Annotated in this window: 17 protein-coding genes; 13 read left to right on the top strand and 4 right to left on the bottom strand. The window is 65.9% G+C overall.

Annotated elements, in window-relative coordinates:
* Positions 1-3: 3 nt before the first annotated feature.
* From CEY08_RS15830 to CEY08_RS15800, 7 genes are all read left to right on the top strand, one after another.
* Positions 4-1044 carry an acyl-CoA dehydrogenase family protein gene (locus CEY08_RS15830; protein WP_076814612.1) on the top strand — a complete coding sequence of 347 codons (1041 nt, stop codon included), beginning with the start codon at positions 4-6 and terminating at the stop codon, positions 1042-1044.
* 55 nt (positions 1045-1099) lie between these two features.
* A complete protein-coding gene (locus CEY08_RS15825) occupies positions 1100-1870 on the top strand; it encodes a class I SAM-dependent methyltransferase (RefSeq protein ID WP_076814610.1) in 771 nt (256 codons plus the stop codon).
* Between the two features lie 165 nt (positions 1871-2035).
* A complete protein-coding gene (locus CEY08_RS15820; RefSeq protein WP_063641188.1) occupies positions 2036-2788 on the top strand; it encodes a GntR family transcriptional regulator in 753 nt (250 codons plus the stop codon).
* Entirely contained in the window at positions 2739-4055 is a 1317-nt protein-coding gene (locus CEY08_RS15815; RefSeq protein WP_063641189.1) for a malonyl-CoA decarboxylase domain-containing protein, read from the top strand. Before CEY08_RS15820 ends, CEY08_RS15815 begins: the two co-directional genes overlap by 50 nt.
* Positions 4056-4103: 48 nt before the next feature.
* Positions 4104-4895 (top strand): enoyl-CoA hydratase/isomerase family protein, encoded by a 792-nt coding sequence (locus CEY08_RS15810; protein WP_063959752.1) that lies wholly within the window; start codon positions 4104-4106, stop codon positions 4893-4895.
* 5 nt (positions 4896-4900) lie between these two features.
* Positions 4901-6442, top strand: coding sequence for a malonate--CoA ligase (locus CEY08_RS15805; RefSeq protein WP_076814609.1), 1542 nt, complete (start codon positions 4901-4903; stop codon positions 6440-6442).
* Positions 6443-6638: 196 nt separating this feature from the next.
* Complete coding sequence (locus tag CEY08_RS15800) at positions 6639-7610, top strand: Bug family tripartite tricarboxylate transporter substrate binding protein (protein WP_076814607.1); 972 nt, start codon at positions 6639-6641, stop codon at positions 7608-7610.
* A gap of 42 nt (positions 7611-7652) precedes the next feature.
* Here the strand turns inward: CEY08_RS15800 and CEY08_RS15795 are convergent, their stop codons facing one another.
* Positions 7653-8609, bottom strand: coding sequence for an aldo/keto reductase (locus CEY08_RS15795; RefSeq protein WP_076814605.1), 957 nt, complete (start codon positions 8607-8609; stop codon positions 7653-7655).
* 187 nt (positions 8610-8796) lie between these two features.
* Here CEY08_RS15795 and CEY08_RS15790 point away from each other — a divergent pair, with 187 nt between their 5' ends.
* The 3 genes from CEY08_RS15790 to CEY08_RS15780 all read left to right on the top strand — a co-directional run bounded on the left by CEY08_RS15790 (position 8797) and on the right by CEY08_RS15780 (position 12013).
* Positions 8797-9768: an ABC transporter substrate-binding protein gene (locus CEY08_RS15790; protein WP_013395028.1), complete on the top strand. Its 972-nt coding sequence runs from the start codon at positions 8797-8799 to the stop codon at positions 9766-9768.
* Between the two features lie 387 nt (positions 9769-10155).
* The gene (locus CEY08_RS15785; protein WP_076814603.1) at positions 10156-11043 is read left to right on the top strand and encodes an ABC transporter permease; all 888 of its coding nucleotides are present in this window, start codon (positions 10156-10158) and stop codon (positions 11041-11043) included.
* A 175-nt stretch (positions 11044-11218) separates the two neighbouring features.
* Entirely contained in the window at positions 11219-12013 is a 795-nt protein-coding gene (locus tag CEY08_RS15780) for an ABC transporter ATP-binding protein (RefSeq protein WP_042794374.1), read from the top strand.
* A 45-nt stretch (positions 12014-12058) separates the two neighbouring features.
* Here CEY08_RS15780 and CEY08_RS15775 read toward each other — a convergent pair whose 3' ends face one another.
* The 3 genes from CEY08_RS15775 to CEY08_RS15765 form a co-directional block, all read right to left on the bottom strand.
* On the bottom strand, positions 12059-13303 hold the full coding sequence (locus tag CEY08_RS15775) for an NAD(P)/FAD-dependent oxidoreductase (protein ID WP_076814601.1): 1245 nt from the start codon (positions 13301-13303) through the stop codon (positions 12059-12061).
* Between the two features lie 84 nt (positions 13304-13387).
* Positions 13388-15025: an NAD(P)-binding protein gene (locus CEY08_RS15770; RefSeq protein ID WP_076814599.1), complete on the bottom strand. Its 1638-nt coding sequence runs from the start codon at positions 15023-15025 to the stop codon at positions 13388-13390.
* Entirely contained in the window at positions 15025-16536 is a 1512-nt protein-coding gene (locus tag CEY08_RS15765) for a polyamine aminopropyltransferase (RefSeq protein WP_076814597.1), read from the bottom strand. Before CEY08_RS15765 ends, CEY08_RS15770 begins: the two co-directional genes overlap by 1 nt.
* Before the next feature lie 89 nt (positions 16537-16625).
* Here CEY08_RS15765 and CEY08_RS15760 point away from each other — a divergent pair, with 89 nt between their 5' ends.
* Genes CEY08_RS15760 through CEY08_RS15750 form a run of 3 tightly spaced genes read left to right on the top strand, consistent with a single transcriptional unit; the run spans position 16626 to position 19565 of the window.
* Complete coding sequence (locus CEY08_RS15760) at positions 16626-17012, top strand: DUF350 domain-containing protein (protein WP_042794370.1); 387 nt, start codon at positions 16626-16628, stop codon at positions 17010-17012.
* Between the two features lie 42 nt (positions 17013-17054).
* Positions 17055-18089, top strand: coding sequence for an SPFH domain-containing protein (locus CEY08_RS15755; protein ID WP_063641195.1), 1035 nt, complete (start codon positions 17055-17057; stop codon positions 18087-18089).
* Positions 18090-18095: 6 nt separating this feature from the next.
* On the top strand, positions 18096-19565 hold the full coding sequence (locus CEY08_RS15750) for a DUF4178 domain-containing protein (RefSeq protein ID WP_076814595.1): 1470 nt from the start codon (positions 18096-18098) through the stop codon (positions 19563-19565).
* Position 19566 lies beyond the last annotated feature (1 nt).

The raw sequence follows: 19566 nt of genomic DNA, 5'->3' as shown, positions 1-19566 counted from the left end.
CTCATGGATCTGCATCCGACCGAAGACCAGCGCATGCTGGAGGACGCGGCGCGGCGTTTTCTGGCCGATCGCCATCCGCTGGGCGTGGCTCGCGCCGCCGCCGGCAAACCCTTTGAAGCGCGCCTCGCGCAATGGCGGGAAATCGCCGGCCAGGGCTGGCCCGCCTTGCTCGCGCCGCCAGACCAGGACGGCCTGGGCCTGGGCATGCGCGAGGCCTGGATCGTGGCCGAAGCCGCCGGGCGGCACCTGCTGAGCCTGCCGCTGGCGGCCAACATGGTGCTGTTGCCAACCTTGTGCGCCGCAGGGGCGGCGGGACAGGCCGCGCAATGGGCCGGCGCCGTCATGGCGGGCGACGACTATTTTGCCGATGCCGCCATTCGTCCTGATGGATCGGCCTTCATTGAAGGCGCGGGCGCAGGCGTGCGGGCGCTGGCGGCGCATCGCGTGGGCGACGCCGTTGTGCGGCTGGAGCTGCATGCGCCCACGCCGGGCGCGGCGGGGCTGGATCCCACCATGCCGGTAGCGCGTGTTGTCCAGCCGGAGGTGTTGGATAGCGTCGACCTGGAGGTCGCGCCAGGAACCTGGGAACGGCTGCGCACGCGGCTGCGGCTGTTGCGCTCGGCGGAGTTGCTGGGCGCGTCGTCCTCCGCGCTGGACATGGCCGCCGTCCACGCGCGAGAGCGCCGGCAGTTCGATCGGGCCATCGGCGCCAACCAGGCGATCAAGCATCGCCTGGCCGAAGACTGGATGGCGCTGGACGACGCCCGGCTGGCGGGCGTAGCGGCGGTTGCCGCCCATGACGCCGGCGCTGCGTCGGCGGGCCGCGACAGCCTGTTTGCGCCCCTGCTGGCGGTCGAGGCCGGCAGGCGCGCCGCGCAGAACGCCATCCAGGTCCACGGGGCCCTGGGTGTCACCTGGGAGTGCGATGCGCATCTATACCTCAAGCGCGTGCTACGCCTGGCGGCTGCATTGCAGGCGGAGGTGTCGCGCGCGGAACTGCTTGAACGCATCTGGGAGGGCGGGGACGGGAGGAAGGCCGCCTGATCCAACATGGGGGGAAGCCTGACGCGGAGACGGCGTCCGACCTACAATCCCCGCCATGCATAAATCGAACTTTCCTTCCGAGCTGGATCAGCCCACCCTGTCCGAGGTGGACGGCGTCCGCTATCTGCACTTCAACACCGTATGGGTCCAGGGTGCGATGCGCATCAAGAACCCTTCGGAACTGGTGCTTGAATACACCGCCCAGATGATGGCCTGGCTGCTGTTCCTGGAACCGCCCAAGGACGAGCCGATCGGCATGCTGGGGCTGGGCGCGGGTTCGCTGGCGCGTTTTTGCGTAAAGCACACGCGCAGCCCCTTGCTGGCGGTGGAATGGAATCCGCGGGTAACGGCCGCCTGCCACATGTTCTTCCGCCTGCCGGGGTCCAACCGGCTCGACGTCGAGCACGCCGACGCCGGCGTCTGGGTGGCCGATCCGCTCAATGCCGGACACTGCCCGGTGCTGATGGTCGACCTGTACGACGCCTCGGCCGAGGGGCCGGTGCGCGACAGCGTAAAGTTCTACCGCGACTGCCGCCGCGTGCTGGGCGAGGTTGGCGTGCTGGCGGTGAACCTGTTCGGGCGTCATGAAAGCTTTGGCAAGAATATCGACAATCTGTCCAAGGCCTTCGACGACCGGATCGTGCTGCTGCCCGAGGTCGAGGCAGGCAATCAGATCGTGCTGGCGTTTTCCGGCCCGAGCCTGGCCATCACCCCAGCTGAACTGCTGGCCCGGGCCGAGGTGGTGGAGGCCCGGTACGGCCTGCCGGCGCGCCGCTGGGCCCGCTCGCTGACCCGCCACGCCGTGGACGGGGTGCTGCACTTCTGACGCGGACAGTCGGGCAGAAAGCCCGCGACGCGGGCGCAGCGTCAGGGCTTGTCCGCTTTTCATAGGGTAGCTACCGAGGCGGGAGGGGTTTTCTTTCCCCTCATCCGGTTCTATCATGGCCTTATTCATAATTATGAATTACGGCGCTGTTCAGGCCGCTGACCCATGACCCTACCCATCGTCCGGCAAGCCCTGTACCTGGAAGTCGCGGATCGCCTGCGTGGCATGATCCACGCGCGCTCCCTGCGCAATGGCGAATGGATCGACGAACTGCGCCTGGCGGGCGAGCTGGGCATATCCCGTACCCCCTTGCGCGAGGCGCTCAAGGTATTGGCCACCGAAGGCCTGGTACGCCTGGAGCCGCGCCGCGGCTGTTTCGTCAACGAACTCTCCGCGCAGGACCTGGAAGACATCTTCCCGTTGATGGCGATGCTGGAAGGGCGCTGCGCCTTCGAAGCCGCGCGCAAGGCCAGTGACGCGCAGTTGGCCGAGCTGGAACCGTTGCATGCCGCGCTGGCGGGTCACGCCAAGGCCGGCCGCATCGATGCCTATTACAAGACCAATTACTTGATCCACGAAGCGGTGCAGGCGCTGGCCGGCAACCAGTGGCTGTCGGACATGGTCGGCAACCTGCGCAAGGTGCTGAGCCTGTCGCGCCACCGCAGCCTGTCGCTGCCGGGTCGCATCCAGGAGTCCTGCGCCGAACACCTGGCCATTTTCGAAGCGCTGAAGGCGCGCGATAGCGATGCCGCGCAAGCGCTCGCGCATACCCATTTGATGCGGCAGCTGGAAGCGCTGCGCGCATTGAGCCAAGCGGACGCGGCCGATCCGGCGCCGTCCGACCCCATCGTCATCGAGGAGCCCGCCCATGTCCGCACCCGCCAATCTCGCACCCGCGCGCGGCGCACGCACGCCTGAGCCCGAGGCCGATGCCGTCGACGCGGTGGCCGCGGCCGAAAGCGCCAGCCTCATGTCCCGCCTGGGCAAGCTGTGGGAACGCGGCCGATTGCCCAGCGAATCCGAAGTCCGGCGCCTGTTCGAGGCGCGCCTGACCGACGTGGCCGCCAACAAACTGGCGCGCCGCTGGTGCGAGCAATACAGCGCCGCGGACGGCAAGGATCGCCGGCTGATGCTGACGGCGCTCGCGCAGGCGCGCGGCGGCTACGCGGGCGACGGCGGCGAGGGCGCGCGCCTGTTCAAGCGCTTCAACGCGCAACCGCAGGGCCTGCGGTTCCTGGTCGAATTGCGCGCTGACATGCTGCGTTGGCGCAAGCAGGTCGCGGGCATCCAGGCGCTGGACAAGGACCTCGAAGGCCTGCTGTCCGCCTGGTTTGACGTGGGCCTGCTGGAACTGCGGCCCCTGACCTGGGATTCGCCCGCGTCGCTGCTGGAAAAGCTGATTCTGTACGAAGCCGTCCACGAAATCACGTCCTGGGACGACCTGCGCCGCCGCGTTTCGCCGGACCGCCGCTGCTATGCCTATTTCCATCCGCAGATGCCGGGCGTGCCGCTGATCTTCGTGGAGGTGGCCTTCGCCAGCCAGATGGCCGATAACGTGCAGGTGCTGTTGGACAGCACGCTGCCGCCGCAGGATCTGGACAAGGCGCGCTGGGCCATCTTCTATTCCATTTCCAACACGCAGCCCGGCCTGAAGGGCATCAGCTTCGGCAACTTCCTGCTCAAGCGCGTGGTCGAGCAGCTGCTGCAAGAACTGCCCAAGCTGAAGTCCTTTGCCACGCTGTCGCCCATTCCGGGGTTTGCCGATTGGCTGGGCAAGCTGGACGCCGAGGCGGTGGAAGCCATCGTGCGCGAGGACAAGGTGCGCGCCAAGTCGCGCAAGCGCGAGGGCGTGCCCGACGGCCATCGTTGGGCAGCACGCCTGTCCAAGGCCGCTCAGGGCAAGGTTTCGGATGTGGTCAAGCGCGCGGGCCTGCGCCTGACGGCCAACTATCTGCAGTCCATGAAGAACGGCATGCCGGTGGATCCCGTGGCGCGCTTTCACCTGGGTAACGGCGCGCGCATCGAGCGTCTCAACTGGGCGGCCGATACCTCGTCCAAGGGGCTCAAACAGTCCTGCGGCATGATGGTGAACTACCTCTACGACCTCGACGAGCTGGACGACAACCTCGCTCGGCTGGGTGAGGGCAAACCCCAGGTCAGCCGTGGCGTGGGGCGCGTCGCATAAGTGCTTCATCGGCACCGCAACAACTAAATAAAAAAGAGGACAGGAGACATGACGGACAACGTGGCCGGCCGCGTGCTGCTGGAGCGTGAGGGCGATCTGGCATGGGTGACGCTATCGCACCCCGGCCGCCTGAATGCGATCACGGTGGGCATGTGGCGTGAACTGCGGGACGTGTTCGACGCCATTGCGCGGGACGGCGCCTTGCGTTGCGTGATCGTGCGGGGCGAGGGCGGCAATTTCGCCGCCGGCGCTGACATCCGCGAATTTCCCGCGCAACGCGCCGACGCTGCGGGGGTGCAGCATTACCACCGGGAAGTGCTGGCGCCCGCCTTGCGGGCAGTGGCCATGTGCCCGCATCCTGTCGTGGCGCAGATCGAGGGCGTCTGCGTGGGCGGCGGCCTGGAGATCGCCAGCCAGTGCGATCTGCGGATCGCCGGTGAGTCCGCGCGCTTTGGCGTGCCGATCAATCGCCTGGGCTTTCCCATGGCACCCGACGAGATGAGCGGACTGCTGGCCCTGGTCGGGCGCGCCGCCACGCTTGCCATATTGCTCGAAGGCCGTGTGTTCGGCGCGGCGGAAGCCCGCGAACTGGGCCTGCTGACCCGCGTCGTCCCCGACGATCAGGTAGCCATTGCCGCCCGGCGCAGCGCCGAGCGCATCGCGGCGGGCGCGCCGCTGGCGGCCCGCATCAACAAGCGCTTGTCGCGCAGGCTCGCCGCGGGGGGCGCCCTGACCGAAGACGAATACCAGGATTATTTCTCGTACGCCGACAGCCGGGACCACAAGGAGGGCGTGCGCGCTTTCCTGGCCGGCGTGGACCCTTCCTTTTCCGGAGACTAGACAAGGTGAGCAACGCAAATCTATATGCTGTCCTGCAAGGCGGCTTTCCCAAAGACCGCAGCAAAGTCGCGCTGGAAACGCCCGACCTGCAATACACCTGGGACGACATCGATCGCGCCACCGCGTGCCTGGCCAATCTGCTGACCTCACTGGACCTGCCGGCGGGGTCGCGCGTGGCGGTGCAGGTCGAGAAATCCCCGGAAGCCTTGTTGCTGTACCTGGCCACGCTGCGCGCCGGCCTGGTGTACCTGCCGTTGAATACCGCCTACCGCGAAGCGGAAATAGAGTACTTCCTGGGCAACGCCGAACCGGCCGTGGTGGTCTGCGCCAGCAAGAACCTGGACTGGGTGAAGCGCGCCGCCGACGCGGCCGGGACCGCGCACGTATACACGCTGGACGAGGACCGCAGCGGCACGCTGCTTGATGCCGCTGGCGGCCAGCCGCAGACCTTCAAGACCGTGGCGCGCCAGCCCGACGACCTTGCGGCCATCCTGTACACCTCCGGCACCACCGGGCGCAGCAAGGGGGCAATGCTCTCGCATGGCAATCTTGCCGCCAATGCCCGCGTGCTGCACGAATACTGGGGTTGGCGTTCGGATGACGTGCTGTTGCACATGCTGCCGATCTTCCACGTGCATGGTTTGTTCGTGGCCTCGCACGGCGCTTTGCTGGCTGGGGCCAGGATGATCTGGCTGCCGAAGCTGGATGTCGACCAGGCATTGCGCTATCTGCCGCGCAGCACGGTGATGATGGGCGTGCCGACCTACTACGTGCGCCTGTTGGCGGACCCGCGTTTCGACCGCAGCGTATGCGCCAATATGCGTCTGTTCATTTCTGGCTCCGCGCCGTTGCTGGCCGAGACCTTCTCGGATTTTCAGAGCCGCAGCGGCCATGCCATTCTTGAACGCTACGGCATGAGCGAGACGGTCATGCTGACGTCCAACCCCTATGACGCCAAGCTGGGCGAGCGCCTTGCAGGCACGGTGGGGCGGGCCTTGCCAGGCGTGCAGGTGCGGGTGGTGGACGATGCCGGCATCGCGCTCGCGCCGGGCGAGATCGGCAACGTTCAGGTGCGCGGACCGAACGTGTTCTCGGGCTATTGGCGCATGCCGGAAAAGACCCGCGAAGAGTTCACGGCGGACGGCTGGTTCAAGACGGGCGACGTGGGCCGCTGGGGCGGAGAATCCGCCGGGCGCGACGTGCCGGCCGACTACCTGTCCATCGTGGGCCGCAGCAAGGACTTGATCATTTCCGGCGGGTTCAACGTGTACCCCAAGGAAATCGAGACGCTGATCGACGATATGCCCGGCGTGGCCGAATCGGCGGTCATCGGCGTGCCGCATGCCGACTTCGGCGAGGCCGTGGTGGCCGTGGTGGTGCCCAAGGACGGCGCGTCGCTGGACGCGGCGGCCATGCAGGCTGAACTGAAATCGCGCATCGCCAATTTCAAGGTGCCCAAGCGCGTGCACATCATCGCTGAGTTACCCCGCAACACGATGGGCAAGGTGCAGAAGAACGTGCTGCGCGATACCTACGAGGCGCTTTGAGCCCGCGCTGGCGGCCGCCGCTTCCCTTGCCGGGGCGGCGTTCCCGCGACGCGCCGGCCAGCGTGCAACCCTATTTTTCAGGAGCCCATTCCCAGACAGTTCCACCCAAGTCCGAGCAGCTTCATTCAATAAGAAATTCAAGAGACGAGACGCAATAGAACCGCGCCGTCCCCATGCTGCAGCAAGAGGAGACAATATGAAATATCGCACCACTGCCGCGGCCGCGTTCGCCGTGGCCGCCCTGGGCTTCGGCGGCGCCGCCTCGGCGCAATGGCCTGAACGTCCAATCACGCTGATCGTCCCGTTCCCCGCGGGCGGCGGCACCGACACATTCGCCCGTCCATTGGCCCAGCAACTGACCACGCAACTGGGCCAGACCGTGGTCATCGACAACAAGGGCGGGGCGGGCGGAACCGTGGGCGCAGGCGTCGCGGCCAAGGCCAGGCCCGATGGCTACACCTTTTTCATGGGCGGTGCTCACCACGCGCTCGCCCCTTCGCTGTACAAAAACCTGAACTACGACATCCAGAAAGACTTCGTGCCGGTCGCGCTGGTGGCGCAGCCGCCGCAGGTCATCGTCATCAATTCGGCCAAGCTTCCGGTCAAGACCGTGCAGGAACTGATCGACTACGCCAAGAAACGCCCCGGGGAGATCAACTTCGGCACGGCGGGCAAGGGCAGCACGCACCATCTGGCCGGCGAGCTTTTCGCCATGCAGACCGGGATCAAGTTGGTGGATGTGCCCTACCAGGGCGCGGGGCCCATGCTATCGGCCCTGATCGGCGGGCAGGTGGACCTGGCGTTCGACGGCCTGGGCTCTTCGGCCGGCCACATCCGCGCGGGCTCGATCAAGCCGCTGGCCGTGGCCGCCCCGGAACGTTCGCCGTCGCTGCCGGACGTTCCCACCGCCGCGGAGGCGGGCGTGCCGAACTACGTGGTGTCGACCTGGTACGCGATCTGGGCGCCCGCCGGCACGCCGAAAGAGGCCGTGGACAAGATGAGCGCCGAGATCACCAAGGCCTTGAACGCGCCGAAAATCAAGGAAACCTGGACCGGCAACGGTTCGGCCGTACCGACATTGACGGGCGCCGAGTTCGGCAAATTCGTCGACAGCGAAGTCGACCGCTGGGCCAAAGTGGTGAAGGACTCGGGCGTCAAGCTGGATTGATCGCCGAGAGCCGGGCGCGCGCCGGGTGGCGCGCGCCGCCCGTCAGCGCCATTCGCTGGCCAGGCTGAGCTTGGCCAGTTGATCGTGGGTCAGCGTCAGGCTGGCCGCCTTGACCAGTTCGTCCAGCTGTTCCAGCGACGTCGCGCTGACGATGGGCGACGTGATGCCGGGTTGCGCGATCTGCCAGGCCAGCGCGGCCTGCGCGGGCGTGCAGCCCGCATCCTCGGCGACTTCGTCCAGCGCTTTCAGGATGCGGTAGCCGCGATCATTGAGATAGGTCTCAACGATTTTCCGGCCGCGCGGGCTCTTGCCGACGTCGGCCGGACTGCGGTATTTGCCGCTGAGGAAGCCACTGGCCAGCGCGTAATAATTGATCGTGCCCATCTGCTGCGTTTTCACCAGGCTTTGCAGGCCGGCTCCGAAAGGTTCGCGGCGGTACAGGTTGTATTCGGGCTGGATGCTCTCGTAGCGTGGCAGGCTGTGCCGTTCGCTGGCGATCAAGGCCTCGGACAGCCGTACCGCTGTGTAGTTGGACGCCCCGATGGCGCGCACCTTGCCTGACTCGATGTGCTTGGCGTATTCGGCCAGGGTGTCGGTCAGGGGCGTGTCCGGATCGTCCTGGTGCGATTGGTACAGGTCGATATGGTCCGTCTGCAGCCGGGCCAGCGAGGCTTCCAGCGAGCGCCGGATGTAGGCGGGCGCCAGGCCCTTGGCTTCCGGTCCCATTTCCATGCCGACTTTGGTGGCGATCAGCACCTGGTCGCGCTTGCCGGAACGCTTGAGCCATTTGCCGATCAGGGTTTCGGATTCGCCGCCCTGGTTGCCCGGGACCCAGCGGGAATACACGTCGGCGGTGTCGATGAAGTTCAGTCCGGCATCCACCAGCGCGTCCAGCAGCGAATAGGTGCCGGCTTCGTCGACGGTCCAGCCGAAGACGTTGCCGCCGAAGGTGAGGGGAGGAATCTGCAGGCCGGAACGGCCCAATGCGCGTTTGATCATGGTGAGGCCTCTGGATGTTGCGGTCGTGGTGCATGCTGTTGCGGCATGCACCATTTCAGGGATTCCCCCCAAACGTTTTGGGGTGGCGGCAAGTTAGACTATACGGCTTTACGGCTGGCCCGGCCGGCGGGGAGCCGCCGGCGGCGCCGTAATAATGAGCAAATACAAGGGTTCAAGGAGCTTACCTATGCTGATCGGAAAAAAACATTTTCTGACGGTTGGCGCCATGGCGCTGGCGATGGCTATCGCCGCGCCAGTGGCCGCGCAGCAGAAGTCGGTGGCGGTCACCGCCATCGTCGAGCATCCGGCGCTGGACGCCGTGCGTGACGGGGTGCAGGACGCCCTCAAGCAGGCCGGCTACGAGCCGGGCAAGAACCTGAAGTGGCAATACCAGAGCGCCCAAGGCAACAATGGCACGGCCGCCCAGATCGCCCGCAAGTTCGTCGGCGACAAGCCGGACGCCATCGTTGCGATCGCTACGCCGTCGGCCCAGGCCGTCGTCGCGGCCACCAAGGACGTGCCGGTGGTGTATTCCGCCGTGACCGATCCGGTCGCCGCTCAATTGGTCGCCAGCATGGACGCCTCGGGCACCAACGTGACCGGTGTGTCGGATCTGCTGGCCCTGGACAAGCAGGTCGAACTGATCAAGAAAATCGTCCCCAACGCCAAGCGCGTGGGCATCGTCTACAACCCGGGCGAAGCCAACTCGGTCGTGGTGGTGAAGAAACTGCAGGAAATCCTGCCCAAGTCGGGCATGAGCCTGGTCGAAGCGGCCGCGCCGCGCTCGGTGGACGTGGCTTCCGCCGCGCGCAGCCTGATCGGCAAGGTCGACGTCATCTACACCAACACGGACAACAACGTCGTGTCGGCCTACGAGTCGCTGGTCAAGGTCGGCAACGACGCCAAGATCCCGCTGATCGCATCCGACACCGACAGCGTCAAGCGCGGCGGCATCGCCGCCCTGGGCATCAACTACCGCGACCTGGGCGTGCAGACGGGCAAGGTGGTGGTGCGCATCCTCAAGGGCGAGAAGCCCGGCGCCATCCCCTCGGAAACGATTTCCAAGCTTGAGCTCTACGTGAATCCGGGCGCCGCCGCCAAGCAGGGCGTCACGCTGTCCGACGCGATCATCAAGTCGGCCGCGGTGGTCGTGAAGTAAACGTCAGCCGTTCCCGCCCCGCCATGCCTACCCGGCGTGAGCGGGGCTAGTTTTATCTTTTCGGTGTCTTGCCTTACCCCATGGTCTTCAGGGCGGCAGCATTCACGAGATGCTCGCGGCCCGGCGCATTGTGCTGGTCTTGAATGGCCAGGCGGCCCGCCTTCCGGCGCTGAGCCCGCCCGGCGTTTTTGCTCCCTGAATGGTCCTGCAGACTCCTGCTGGCGGCCTCGCCGCCCGGCACGGGAACGCTTTGGCAGGAAACGAGAGAAAATCGCGAACCGGGAAACGTTTCTTGCGAAAGCTGGGGTAAAACTGACCCCGAAACGCAAGATATCCGACGTTTCAACTCTTTAATATGCTCGTTTCTTACCTGATTGGATTTGACCCATGTCATTGTTCTCGTTGTTAGGCGCGTTGGAGATCGGCCTGATCTTCAGCCTGGTGGCTCTGGGCGTGTACATCTCATTCCGCCTGCTGCGCTTCCCGGACCTGACCGTTGACGGCAGCTTTCCGTTGGGCGGTGCGGTCTGTGCCACGCTGATCGCTTCGGGCTCCGATCCCTTCCTGGCCACGGTCATTGCCACGCTCGCCGGCGCGCTCGCCGGACTGGTCACCGGCTGGCTGAACGTCAAGCTGAAGATCATGGACCTGCTGGCCAGTATCCTGATGATGATCGCGCTGTATTCGGTCAACCTGCGCATCATGGGCAAGCCCAACGTCCCGCTTATCACCGAGCCCACCGTATTCACCATCCTGCAGCCGGAATGGCTGTCGGACTATGTCGCCCGTCCGCTGATCCTGGTCGTGATCGTGCTGCTGGCCAAGCTGGCGCTGGACTGGTTCTTTGCCACGCAGACGGGTCTGGCCGTGCGTGCCACCGGGTCCAATGGCCGCATGGCTCGCGCGCAGGGCGTCAATACCGGCCGCATGATCCTGGGCGGCATGGCCCTGTCCAATGCGCTGGTCGGCCTGGCGGGCGCGCTGTTCGCCCAGACCCAGGGCGGCTCGGACATTTCCATGGGCATCGGCACCATTGTGATCGGTCTGGCGGCCGTGATCGTCGGCGAAAGCATCCTGCCGTCGCGCAAGCTGGTGCTGGCCACCCTGGCAGTCATCATTGGCGCCATCGTCTACCGCTTCTTCATCGCGCTGGCGTTGAACAGCGATTTCATCGGCCTGAAGGCGCAAGACCTGAATCTCGTCACCGCGGTGCTGGTTACGTTCGCCCTGGTCATTCCCATGCTCAAGCGCCGTCTCTTCGGCAAGAAAAAATGAGGCCGACCCCCGAAGCGCCTGCCGCGCTTTCCCCTCAGGCGGGCCCCCCTCAGGCGGGCCCCCCTCAAGGTGGCGCCGTGCGCGGACCGGCAAAGCCGGCTTCGCGGCGGCCCCGATCGGACTGCATGGAGTTCATGCAGCCTGTGTGCTGCGATTGTGCAATGGAGTGCTGAATATGTTGTCCGCAAAAGATCTCAAGATTACGTTCAACGCGGGTACGCCCATCGAGACCCGCGCCCTGCGCGGCTTGTCCCTGGAGATCCCTTCGGGCCAGTTCGTGACCGTCATCGGCTCCAACGGCGCGGGCAAGTCCACGTTCCTGAACGCGGTGTCCGGCGACCTGCCTGTCGATTCCGGCCGCATCGACATCAATGGCGTGGACGTCACGCGCCAGCCGGTGTGGGCGCGCGCGGGCCGTGTGGCGCGCGTGTTCCAGGACCCCATGGCCGGCACCTGCGAAGACCTCACCATCGAAGAGAACATGGCGCTGGCGCAGATGCGCGGCGCGCGCCGCGGTTACAGCCGCGCGGTAAAGGCGTCGATGCGCGATGGCTTCCGCGAACGCCTGGCCACGCTGGGACTCGGGCTGGAGAATCGTCTCACCGACCGTATCGGCCTGTTGTCGGGCGGCCAGCGCCAGGCGGTCAGCCTGCTGATGGCGGCCTTGCAGCCTTCGCGCATCCTGCTGCTGGACGAGCACACCGCGGCGCTGGACCCGCGCACGGCGGACTTCGTGCTGCAACTGACCGCGCGCATCGTCGCTGAAAGCCAGCTGACCACGATGATGGTGACGCACAGCATGCGGCAGGCGTTGGATGTGGGCGATCGCACCGTGATGCTGCACCAGGGGCAGGTGGTGCTGGACGTGTCCGGCGATGAACGCCGCGGCATGGACGTGCCGGACCTGCTCGCCATGTTTGAACGCGTGCGCGGCGAGAAACTTTCGGACGACGCTTTGCTGCTGGGCTGAACGGCGGCAACGGGCGGCGGACGCCGGGTTCGGCCGCCCGACGCGTCAAAGGTAGCGGCCGGGGCGGAACGCCTCGTGCCGCGCAGCCGCGCCGTCGCACATGAGTTCACCCAGCACCCTTGCCGTGCCGGGCGCGGTGCTGAACCCGATATGCTGATGGCCCAACGCCAGCCACAGGCCAGGGTGGCGCGGCGCCTCGCCTATCATCGGGCGGCTGTCGGGCAGCGTGGGACGCCGTCCCAGCCACGCCTCGGGATCCAGCCGCCGATCCAAGGGGAAAGCCTCGCGGGCGCGCGCTTCGGCCAACTCCAGCTGCAACGGACGGGCGGGCGCCTCGCAAGCGTCCAGCTCTACGCCAGTGGTCAGGCGCAGTCCTCGCGCCATGGGAGACAGCACGTAGCCGCCGCCGGTGTCATAGACCGGGCGCGCCAGGCTGGCGCCTTCCACGCCGCTGTAATGCATGTGATATCCGCGTTCGAAGGCCATGGGCAGGTCGATGCCCGTTGTTTTCAGCAAGGCTTTCGACCACGGGCCCAGCGCCACCACCAGCCTGTCCGCTTCCAACGATTCGGATGCTTGCGTGCCCTGCACGATCCAGCGTTGGCCGTCACGGCGGATGGCGCTTGCGGTCATGCGCTTGAACGCGCCGCCCGAGCGGCGGAACAGGGCAGCGTAGGCGGCGACGACTTCGTGGGGATCGTCGACGGAGTACGAGCCCTGGATCCACAGGGCGCGGTGAAAGATCGGCGCGAGGGCGGGTTCGAGTTCCGCCAGCTCCGCGGGGGCAAGCACCTGGGTCGGCACCTGGTACCGGGCAAAGGTCTTGCGGGACAGTTCGCCGCTGTTCCAGCCTTGTTCGGAGCGGTAGAGGAATATCCAGCCTGTATCGCGCAGCCGGTGCGCGGCGCCGGCTGCATCCAACAGCCGCAGATGCTCGGGCGCGGACAGCCGGATCAGTCCGTCCAACGCCTCCACGGTTTGCCTGAACACCGAGGGCCGGGCGCTGAGCAGGAAGCGCGCTGCCCAGCCGAGGTTGCGCGCCAGGTAGTTCAGCTTGTAGCGGAACTGCACGGTGTCGTTCTTCAGCAGCCGGGGCAACTGGGCCCACAGGCCCGGATGGTTGAACGGCATCAGCGAACTGCGGGCTATCACGCCCGCGTTGCCGAGCGAAGTTTCCAGGCCTGGATCCTGCCGGTCGACCAGCGTGACCGACATGCCTCTGCGTTGCAATTCCAGCGCGCAGCAAACGCCCACGATGCCCGCGCCAAGGACAATGACTTGATTTCCCATGTGTTTTTATCTGAGTCCGGTCTGGATGAGCCGTGATGCCGGCTGGCTCGCCGGATTGTATTGCAGGGCTGCCGGGCGCGGATCTCAGGCCGGGGGCTTCTGGCCCAGTATCCGGCCGGCCGCGACCACGCCCCACCACGAGGCTTCCTCGAACACGGAGTAACCGGAGAGGTCGGCGTGCGCGAACAGCACCGGGCCGTCCACGTCGCGCAGGGCCGTCAAGCCGGGATTGGACAGATAGCCGCATAGTGGCGACGCCATGGCGTGGCCGCGCACCGTGATTTCCAGCTGGCGCGCGTGGCGCCAGAATTCCTCGCCATAGGCGGCGACCAGGTCGGATGCGGCTTCGGTCCGCAACTCCTGCGGACTGGCGCGAGCGAGCCACTCGCGCGCAGCCTGGGGCGCCTGTCCGCTGAGCGCATGGTAGGCCGTGAAGACGCTGCGCGGGGAGCGCGCCACGCGCAGCAACTGATGGGTGGAGACGACATAGCCCAGCGCCTTTCCCTGGTAGACCACGTTGTCCCAGGACAGCGGTTCTCCCGGCGCTTCGGCGGGGTAGCCGTCCATCACGAAGTTCGACACCATCCAGGGCGCGTGCGGCGGCGCGTGCACCGCCGGATCGTAGCCATAGCCGCGGATGTCGGGCAGGATGCGCTGGGCGACGAACAGGGGCATCGCGCACACGGCGCGGCGCGCCTGCACCGTATAGGCGGCGGGTTCGGCGGATAGGGCCAGGCAGGTGACCAGCGGTCCGGCCGGCGTCTCCTGCAAACGCACTACGGTGCCGGGGGCCAGCCAGTTGGCATGTCCGAGCTTGCTCGTGATGGCCTCGCGCATGCGCTGCAGCAGCGTGGACAGGCCGCTTGGCCAGGTCAGCACGGCGCCTTCGCCTGCGTTGGCGGCGTGGCCGTCGCGGCTGGCGAAGTAGTGCAGGCCGGCCCAGGCCGAGACCACGTCGTACTGCGCGCCATAGTCGTCGCGGCAGCAGTAGTTCAAGTACCAGTGCAGGGCGGGCGAGGTGTAGCCCTCGCGTTCCAGCCATTGCTTGAACGTGATGGCATCCAGTGCGCGCCAGGCCGGGTCCCGCGACGAAAGCGTGAGCGGAATGCAGAAGACCTTGCGGCCGTCACTGCCGGTCTGCGTGTGCAGGCGCCCGACCAACGCAAGAAACTTGCGGTGCTGGGCCAGGTCTTCTTCGGGCAGTCCGCTCATGGGCAGCAGGTTTTCCTCCCATTGCCCGCCGCGCAGCAGGCGTTCCTGGGGGGAGTGCGCCAGCGCGGACTCGTCGTAGTAAGGACGGGCCTCGTTTGCGCCGCGCTCGATGATGCCGAAGTCGGCCAGCATTTCACGCACATGCGTAGACGCCAGCGAAGGCAACGGCAGATAGTGCGCGCCCAGGGGATAGTCCAGGCCGTCGCGTTGACCCGCGGCGGCATTGCCTGCGAGTTCCGGGCCCTGGACCACCAGAAAGTCCGTATGGCCTTCGCGCGCCAGTTTCCAGGCGCAGGACAGGCCGGCCACGCCCGAGCCCAGTATCACGATCTCATGCTTGTAGCTGGCCGAGGGCTGCGGCCAGGACGCGCCGTCGCGCAGGGCGTGGCCTGCCCGCATGCCGGGGTAATGGACTTCCGGCGTGGTCTCGACGATGCGTGACCGGTAGTATCCGGCGGTGCCGGCGACCGCGGCCGTGGCCGCGCCCAAGAGGAAGCTGCGGCGCCGCATCAACGGATGACCTTGCGCCAGTCCTCGTCGAAATAGCGCACGAGCGATTGCTCGTTCAAGCGGTTCGGAGGCATTGCCAGCGCGGGCATGTCGGCCGGGAAATGGAACAGTTCGCGCGTGGTGACTGGATCCAGGTATCGCGTGGGCACGGTGATCCTGGCAGGCAGTTCATAGTCGCGGCGCTTGCCGGCCAGGATGAAGCCCCAGTCGCCGAACGAAGGCACGTACGTGTGGTACGGCCAGGTATTCAGGCCGGCTTCTTTGAGCGTAGCGTCCACGCTCCAGAATGAGCGCGGCGCAAAATAAGGCGAGGTGGATTGCACCACCATGTAGCCGTTTTCGGCCAGGTGGCGCGCCATCAGGTGATAGACCGGCACCGAGTAAAGGCGGCCCAGGCCGAAGTTGGATGGATCGGGAAAATCCACCACGATGTAGTCATAGACCTCGGCATGGGTCTCCAGCCAGCGTCCGGCGTCGTCGTTGACGACCTTGACCCGGGGATCCTTCAGGGATCCCTGGTTCAGCGCGACCAAGGGGGCGGAGCGCGAGAACAGCCCCGTCATGGCGGGGTCCAGATCCACCAGCGTGACATGCTCGATATTCTTGTATTTGAGGATTTCGCGCACGGCCAGGCCGTCGCCGCCGCCCAACACCAGCACGTTGCGCGCCCAGGGCAGGGCTTGCAGGCCCGGATGCACCAGGGCTTCGTGATAACGGTGTTCGTCGCGTGACGAGAACTGCAGGTTCCCGTTGATGTACAGGCGCAGATCATCGTGCCAGCGCGTGACCACCAGGCGTTGGTACTGTGTGGTTTCCGCATGCACGACGTCATCACCGTACAGGCCTTTTTCGGCCCACGCCGTCATGCTTCCCGAGTAGATGAAGCCCATCCCCAGCAGCCCGATCACCACGCTGGCGCGCACGGCTTTTTCGCCGGGCCGGCTGACCTCGGCGCGGAACAGCCAGGTCGTCCATAGCGCGACGCTGGCGTTGAGGATGCCGAACAGGAAGCTGGTGCGCAGCAGCCCGAGCTTGGGCGCAAGCAGCAGGGGAAACACGAGCGACACGGCCAGCGCGCCCAGGTAGTCGAAGGTCAGCACGCGGCTGACGATTTCACGGAACTCGGTCTTGCGCTGATTGAATACCCGCATCACCAGCGGGATCTCCATGCCGACCATCAGGCCGATGATGAAGACCCCGACATACAGGGCGGCGCGAAACGGAGCCGACAACCACGCGAACACAAGGAACAACACCGCCGCGGAGACGCCGCCCAGCAAGGCGACCAGGAGCTCGACGTCGATGAACCGATTCAAAACGTCTTCGTCTCTTACATATTTTGACAACCACGAGCCTATGCCCATGGCGAACAGATAGCAGCCGATGACGGAAGAGAACTGCAGTATCGAATCCCCCAGCAAATAGCTGGCCAGCGCGCTGCTGATGAGCTCATAGCCCAAACCGCAGGAGGCGACGATCAATACCGAAAGGATGAGAACGCGGTCGCGCATGAGGTGTCCGACACGAAAAATGCGTTCGCAGTATATCGAACGCGCCGTATATACTGCGCGCAATTGGGAGGCTGGCAATGGGAGAATCAATGCATCCGGCGGTGACCTATCTGATCTATATCGCCTCGGCGCTCGTCATGCTGGGGATCTTCACCTTGGTCTATACCGCGGTCACGCGCTACAAGGAATTCGAGCTGATCCGGGAAGGCAACATCGCCGCCGTGCTGTCCTATGGCGGCGCCCTGGTGGGCTTCAGCTTTACCCTGTGTTCCAGCATTGCCATACACGCCAGCTACGCCATGTTCCTGCTGTGGGGCCTGGCCGCCATGGTGGTCCAGATCGTTGTGTACGTGGGCGTGTCCCAGGCCGTGCGCGGCATGAACGAGGCCATCGAAGAAAACAACATCGCCATGGGCGGACTGATCGGCTCGATTTCGATCGCCGCCGGCATTGTCAACGCGGCCTGCCTGACCTGACCCCGGCGGCGCGCCGAACCCGATCTGACAGGAGGACTTCTCATGAGTCTCGGTTCATTCATCCGCAAGCAGTTCATCGACATCCTGCAATGGAACGAGGACCGCGATGGCGTGCTCGCCTGGCGCCATCCCATGCAGGATTTTGAAATCCAGTACGGTGCCAGCCTGACCGTGCGTGAATCGCAGATGGCGGTGTTCGTCAACGAAGGCAAGGTGGCCGATGTGTTCGGCCCCGGCATGTACAAGCTGACCACGCAGACGCTGCCGATCCTGACCTATCTGAAGAACTGGGACAAGCTCTTCGAGTCCCCCTTCAAGTCGGACGTCATCTTCTTCAGCACGCGCCTGCAGCTGGGCCGGCGCTGGGGCACGGCTCAGCCGGTAACGCTGCGGGACAGCGAATTCGGCATGGTGCGCCTGCGCGCCTTCGGCGTGTATTCCTATCAAATCTCCGATCCCGCCAAGTTTTACCGCGAGGTCAGCGGCACGCGGGACGAATACACCGTCGACGACCTGGAGGCGCAACTGCGCAACATGGTGGTCGCCGCGATGACGACGGCGTTGGGCGGCTCCAAGGTGCCGTTCCTGGACATGGCCGGCAATCAGGGGCTGATGTCGCAGAGCATCGCCGAGCAACTGGCGCCGGTATTCGACCGCTATGGCGTCAAGCTGGACAACTTCACGGTCGAGAATGTTTCCCTGCCCGAAGAGCTGCAGAAGGCGCTGGACACGCGTATCTCGATGGGCATGGCGGGCGACCTGGGCAAGTTCACCCAGTACCAGACCGCCACCGCGATACCGATGGCGGCGCAGAACGAGGGGGGCATCGCCGGCATCGGCGCGGGCCTGGCGGCCGGCGCGGCGCTGGGCCAGACCATGGCCGCGGGTTTGGCCGGCGCGCAAGGGCAGGCACAGCCCCAGGGCACGCAACAGCCCGCGCAAGCGGCCCCCGCCGCCGCGGGCGGCGATCCGGTGCAGCGGCTGCAGCAGCTCAAGGACCTGCTGGACAAGGGCCTGATCACGGCCGCGGACTACGATTCGGCCAAGGCCGAAGTGCTGAAGAAACTCACCAGCTAAGGCTCCATGCAGCAGGTTCTGTGTCCGCAGTGCGGCGCCCCAGTCAAGTTCACGTCCGCGGCATCCGTCATGGCGGTCTGCGGCGCCTGCCGCAGCACCTTGCTGAAGGACGCCGAGTCGGTCAAGCGCATCGGCGAGGCCGCCGAAGTCCTGGAAGACTATTCGCCCCTCTGCCTGGGCGCGGCCGGTACCCATGACGGCAAGCGGTTCGACGTGATCGGCCGCATCCAGCTGCGTTACGAAGACGGCTTCTGGAACGAGTGGTACCTGTGGTTCGAGGACGGGTCCGACGGCTGGCTGTCCGATGCGTCGGGCCAGTACGCCGTGACCCGGCGGCGCAAGGTCAAGTCCACGCAGGGCATGCCGGCGTTCGACGACATTGCGCCCGGGGATGACCTGAAGCTGGACGGGCAGCGCTTCACGGCGGCCGACGTGCGGGCCTGCCAGGCGGGCGGCACCGAGGGCGAGCTGCCGTTCGTGCCGGGCGACGGCTGGCTGGCCAAGGTGGCGGATTACCGCAGCCTGGATGCCTTCCTGACACTGGACTTCTCCGACGGGCCCGAGCCCGAGCTGTACATCGGCAAGGCGTTCGACCTGGCCGCCATGCAGGCCGCCTCGCTGCGGACCAACGAGCAGGTCGAAGAGACCGCCGGCCGTTTCCGCGGCCAGATCAAGGCGCTGGACTGCCCGAACTGCGGCGGGCCCATCAGCTTCGTGGCCGCCATGGCCACGCAGGTGGTCTGCCCTTCGTGCTCCGCCACGGTCGACTGCTCGGGGCCCACGGCCGAAGTCATCGAGAAGGCCCGCAAAGTCAAGGCCATCAAGACCACGCTGTCGCTGGGCGCGGTGGCCAAGATCGACGGGGCATCCTACACGCTCATCGGTCTGATGAAATGTGCCGATCCGGATCCCGAGGAGCCGTCGGACTGGATCGAATACCTGTTGTTCAACCCTGCGAAGGGCTTCATCTGGCTGGTCGAAACGGACGAGGGTTGGGAGCGTGTGCAGGTATGCGATACCTGGCCCAGCCATAACAATGCCAGCAGCGTGCGCTGGCGTTCCAAGCTCTACCAGAAACTGTACGACTACACCTCGCGCGTGGAGCTGGCGCTGGGCGCCTTCAACTGGCGCGTCAAGGTGGGCGACAGCACCAAGATCACGGATTACAAGGCCGGCAATCTCAAGCTGACCCGCGAACTGAGCGAGTCCGAATTGGGCTGGTCGGCTGCCGGACCCGTGGCGCCGGCGCAGCTGGCCGAATGGTTCGGTGATCCCGAACTCGCCAAACAGAAGGCCATGCCGCGCAGCGCCCAGAGCGGCGGGTATCGCAAGTTCGCCTGGACGGCCATGATCGTGCTGGCCTTCCTGAACATCGACACCATATTCAGCGGAGGCTTCGTCCCGATCCTGATCGGCCTGGCGTTCCTCTGGATTCCGGCGGCGCTGGCGGACAAACTATCCAGCAAGGACGAATAAC

Origin of the sequence: Achromobacter insolitus (assembly GCF_002209555.1) — a bacterium.
Classification (GTDB): Bacteria; Pseudomonadota; Gammaproteobacteria; order Burkholderiales; family Burkholderiaceae_B; genus Achromobacter; species Achromobacter insolitus.
Note: the sequence above shows the minus strand (reverse complement) of the source record. Positions and strands in the feature narration are given on the sequence as shown.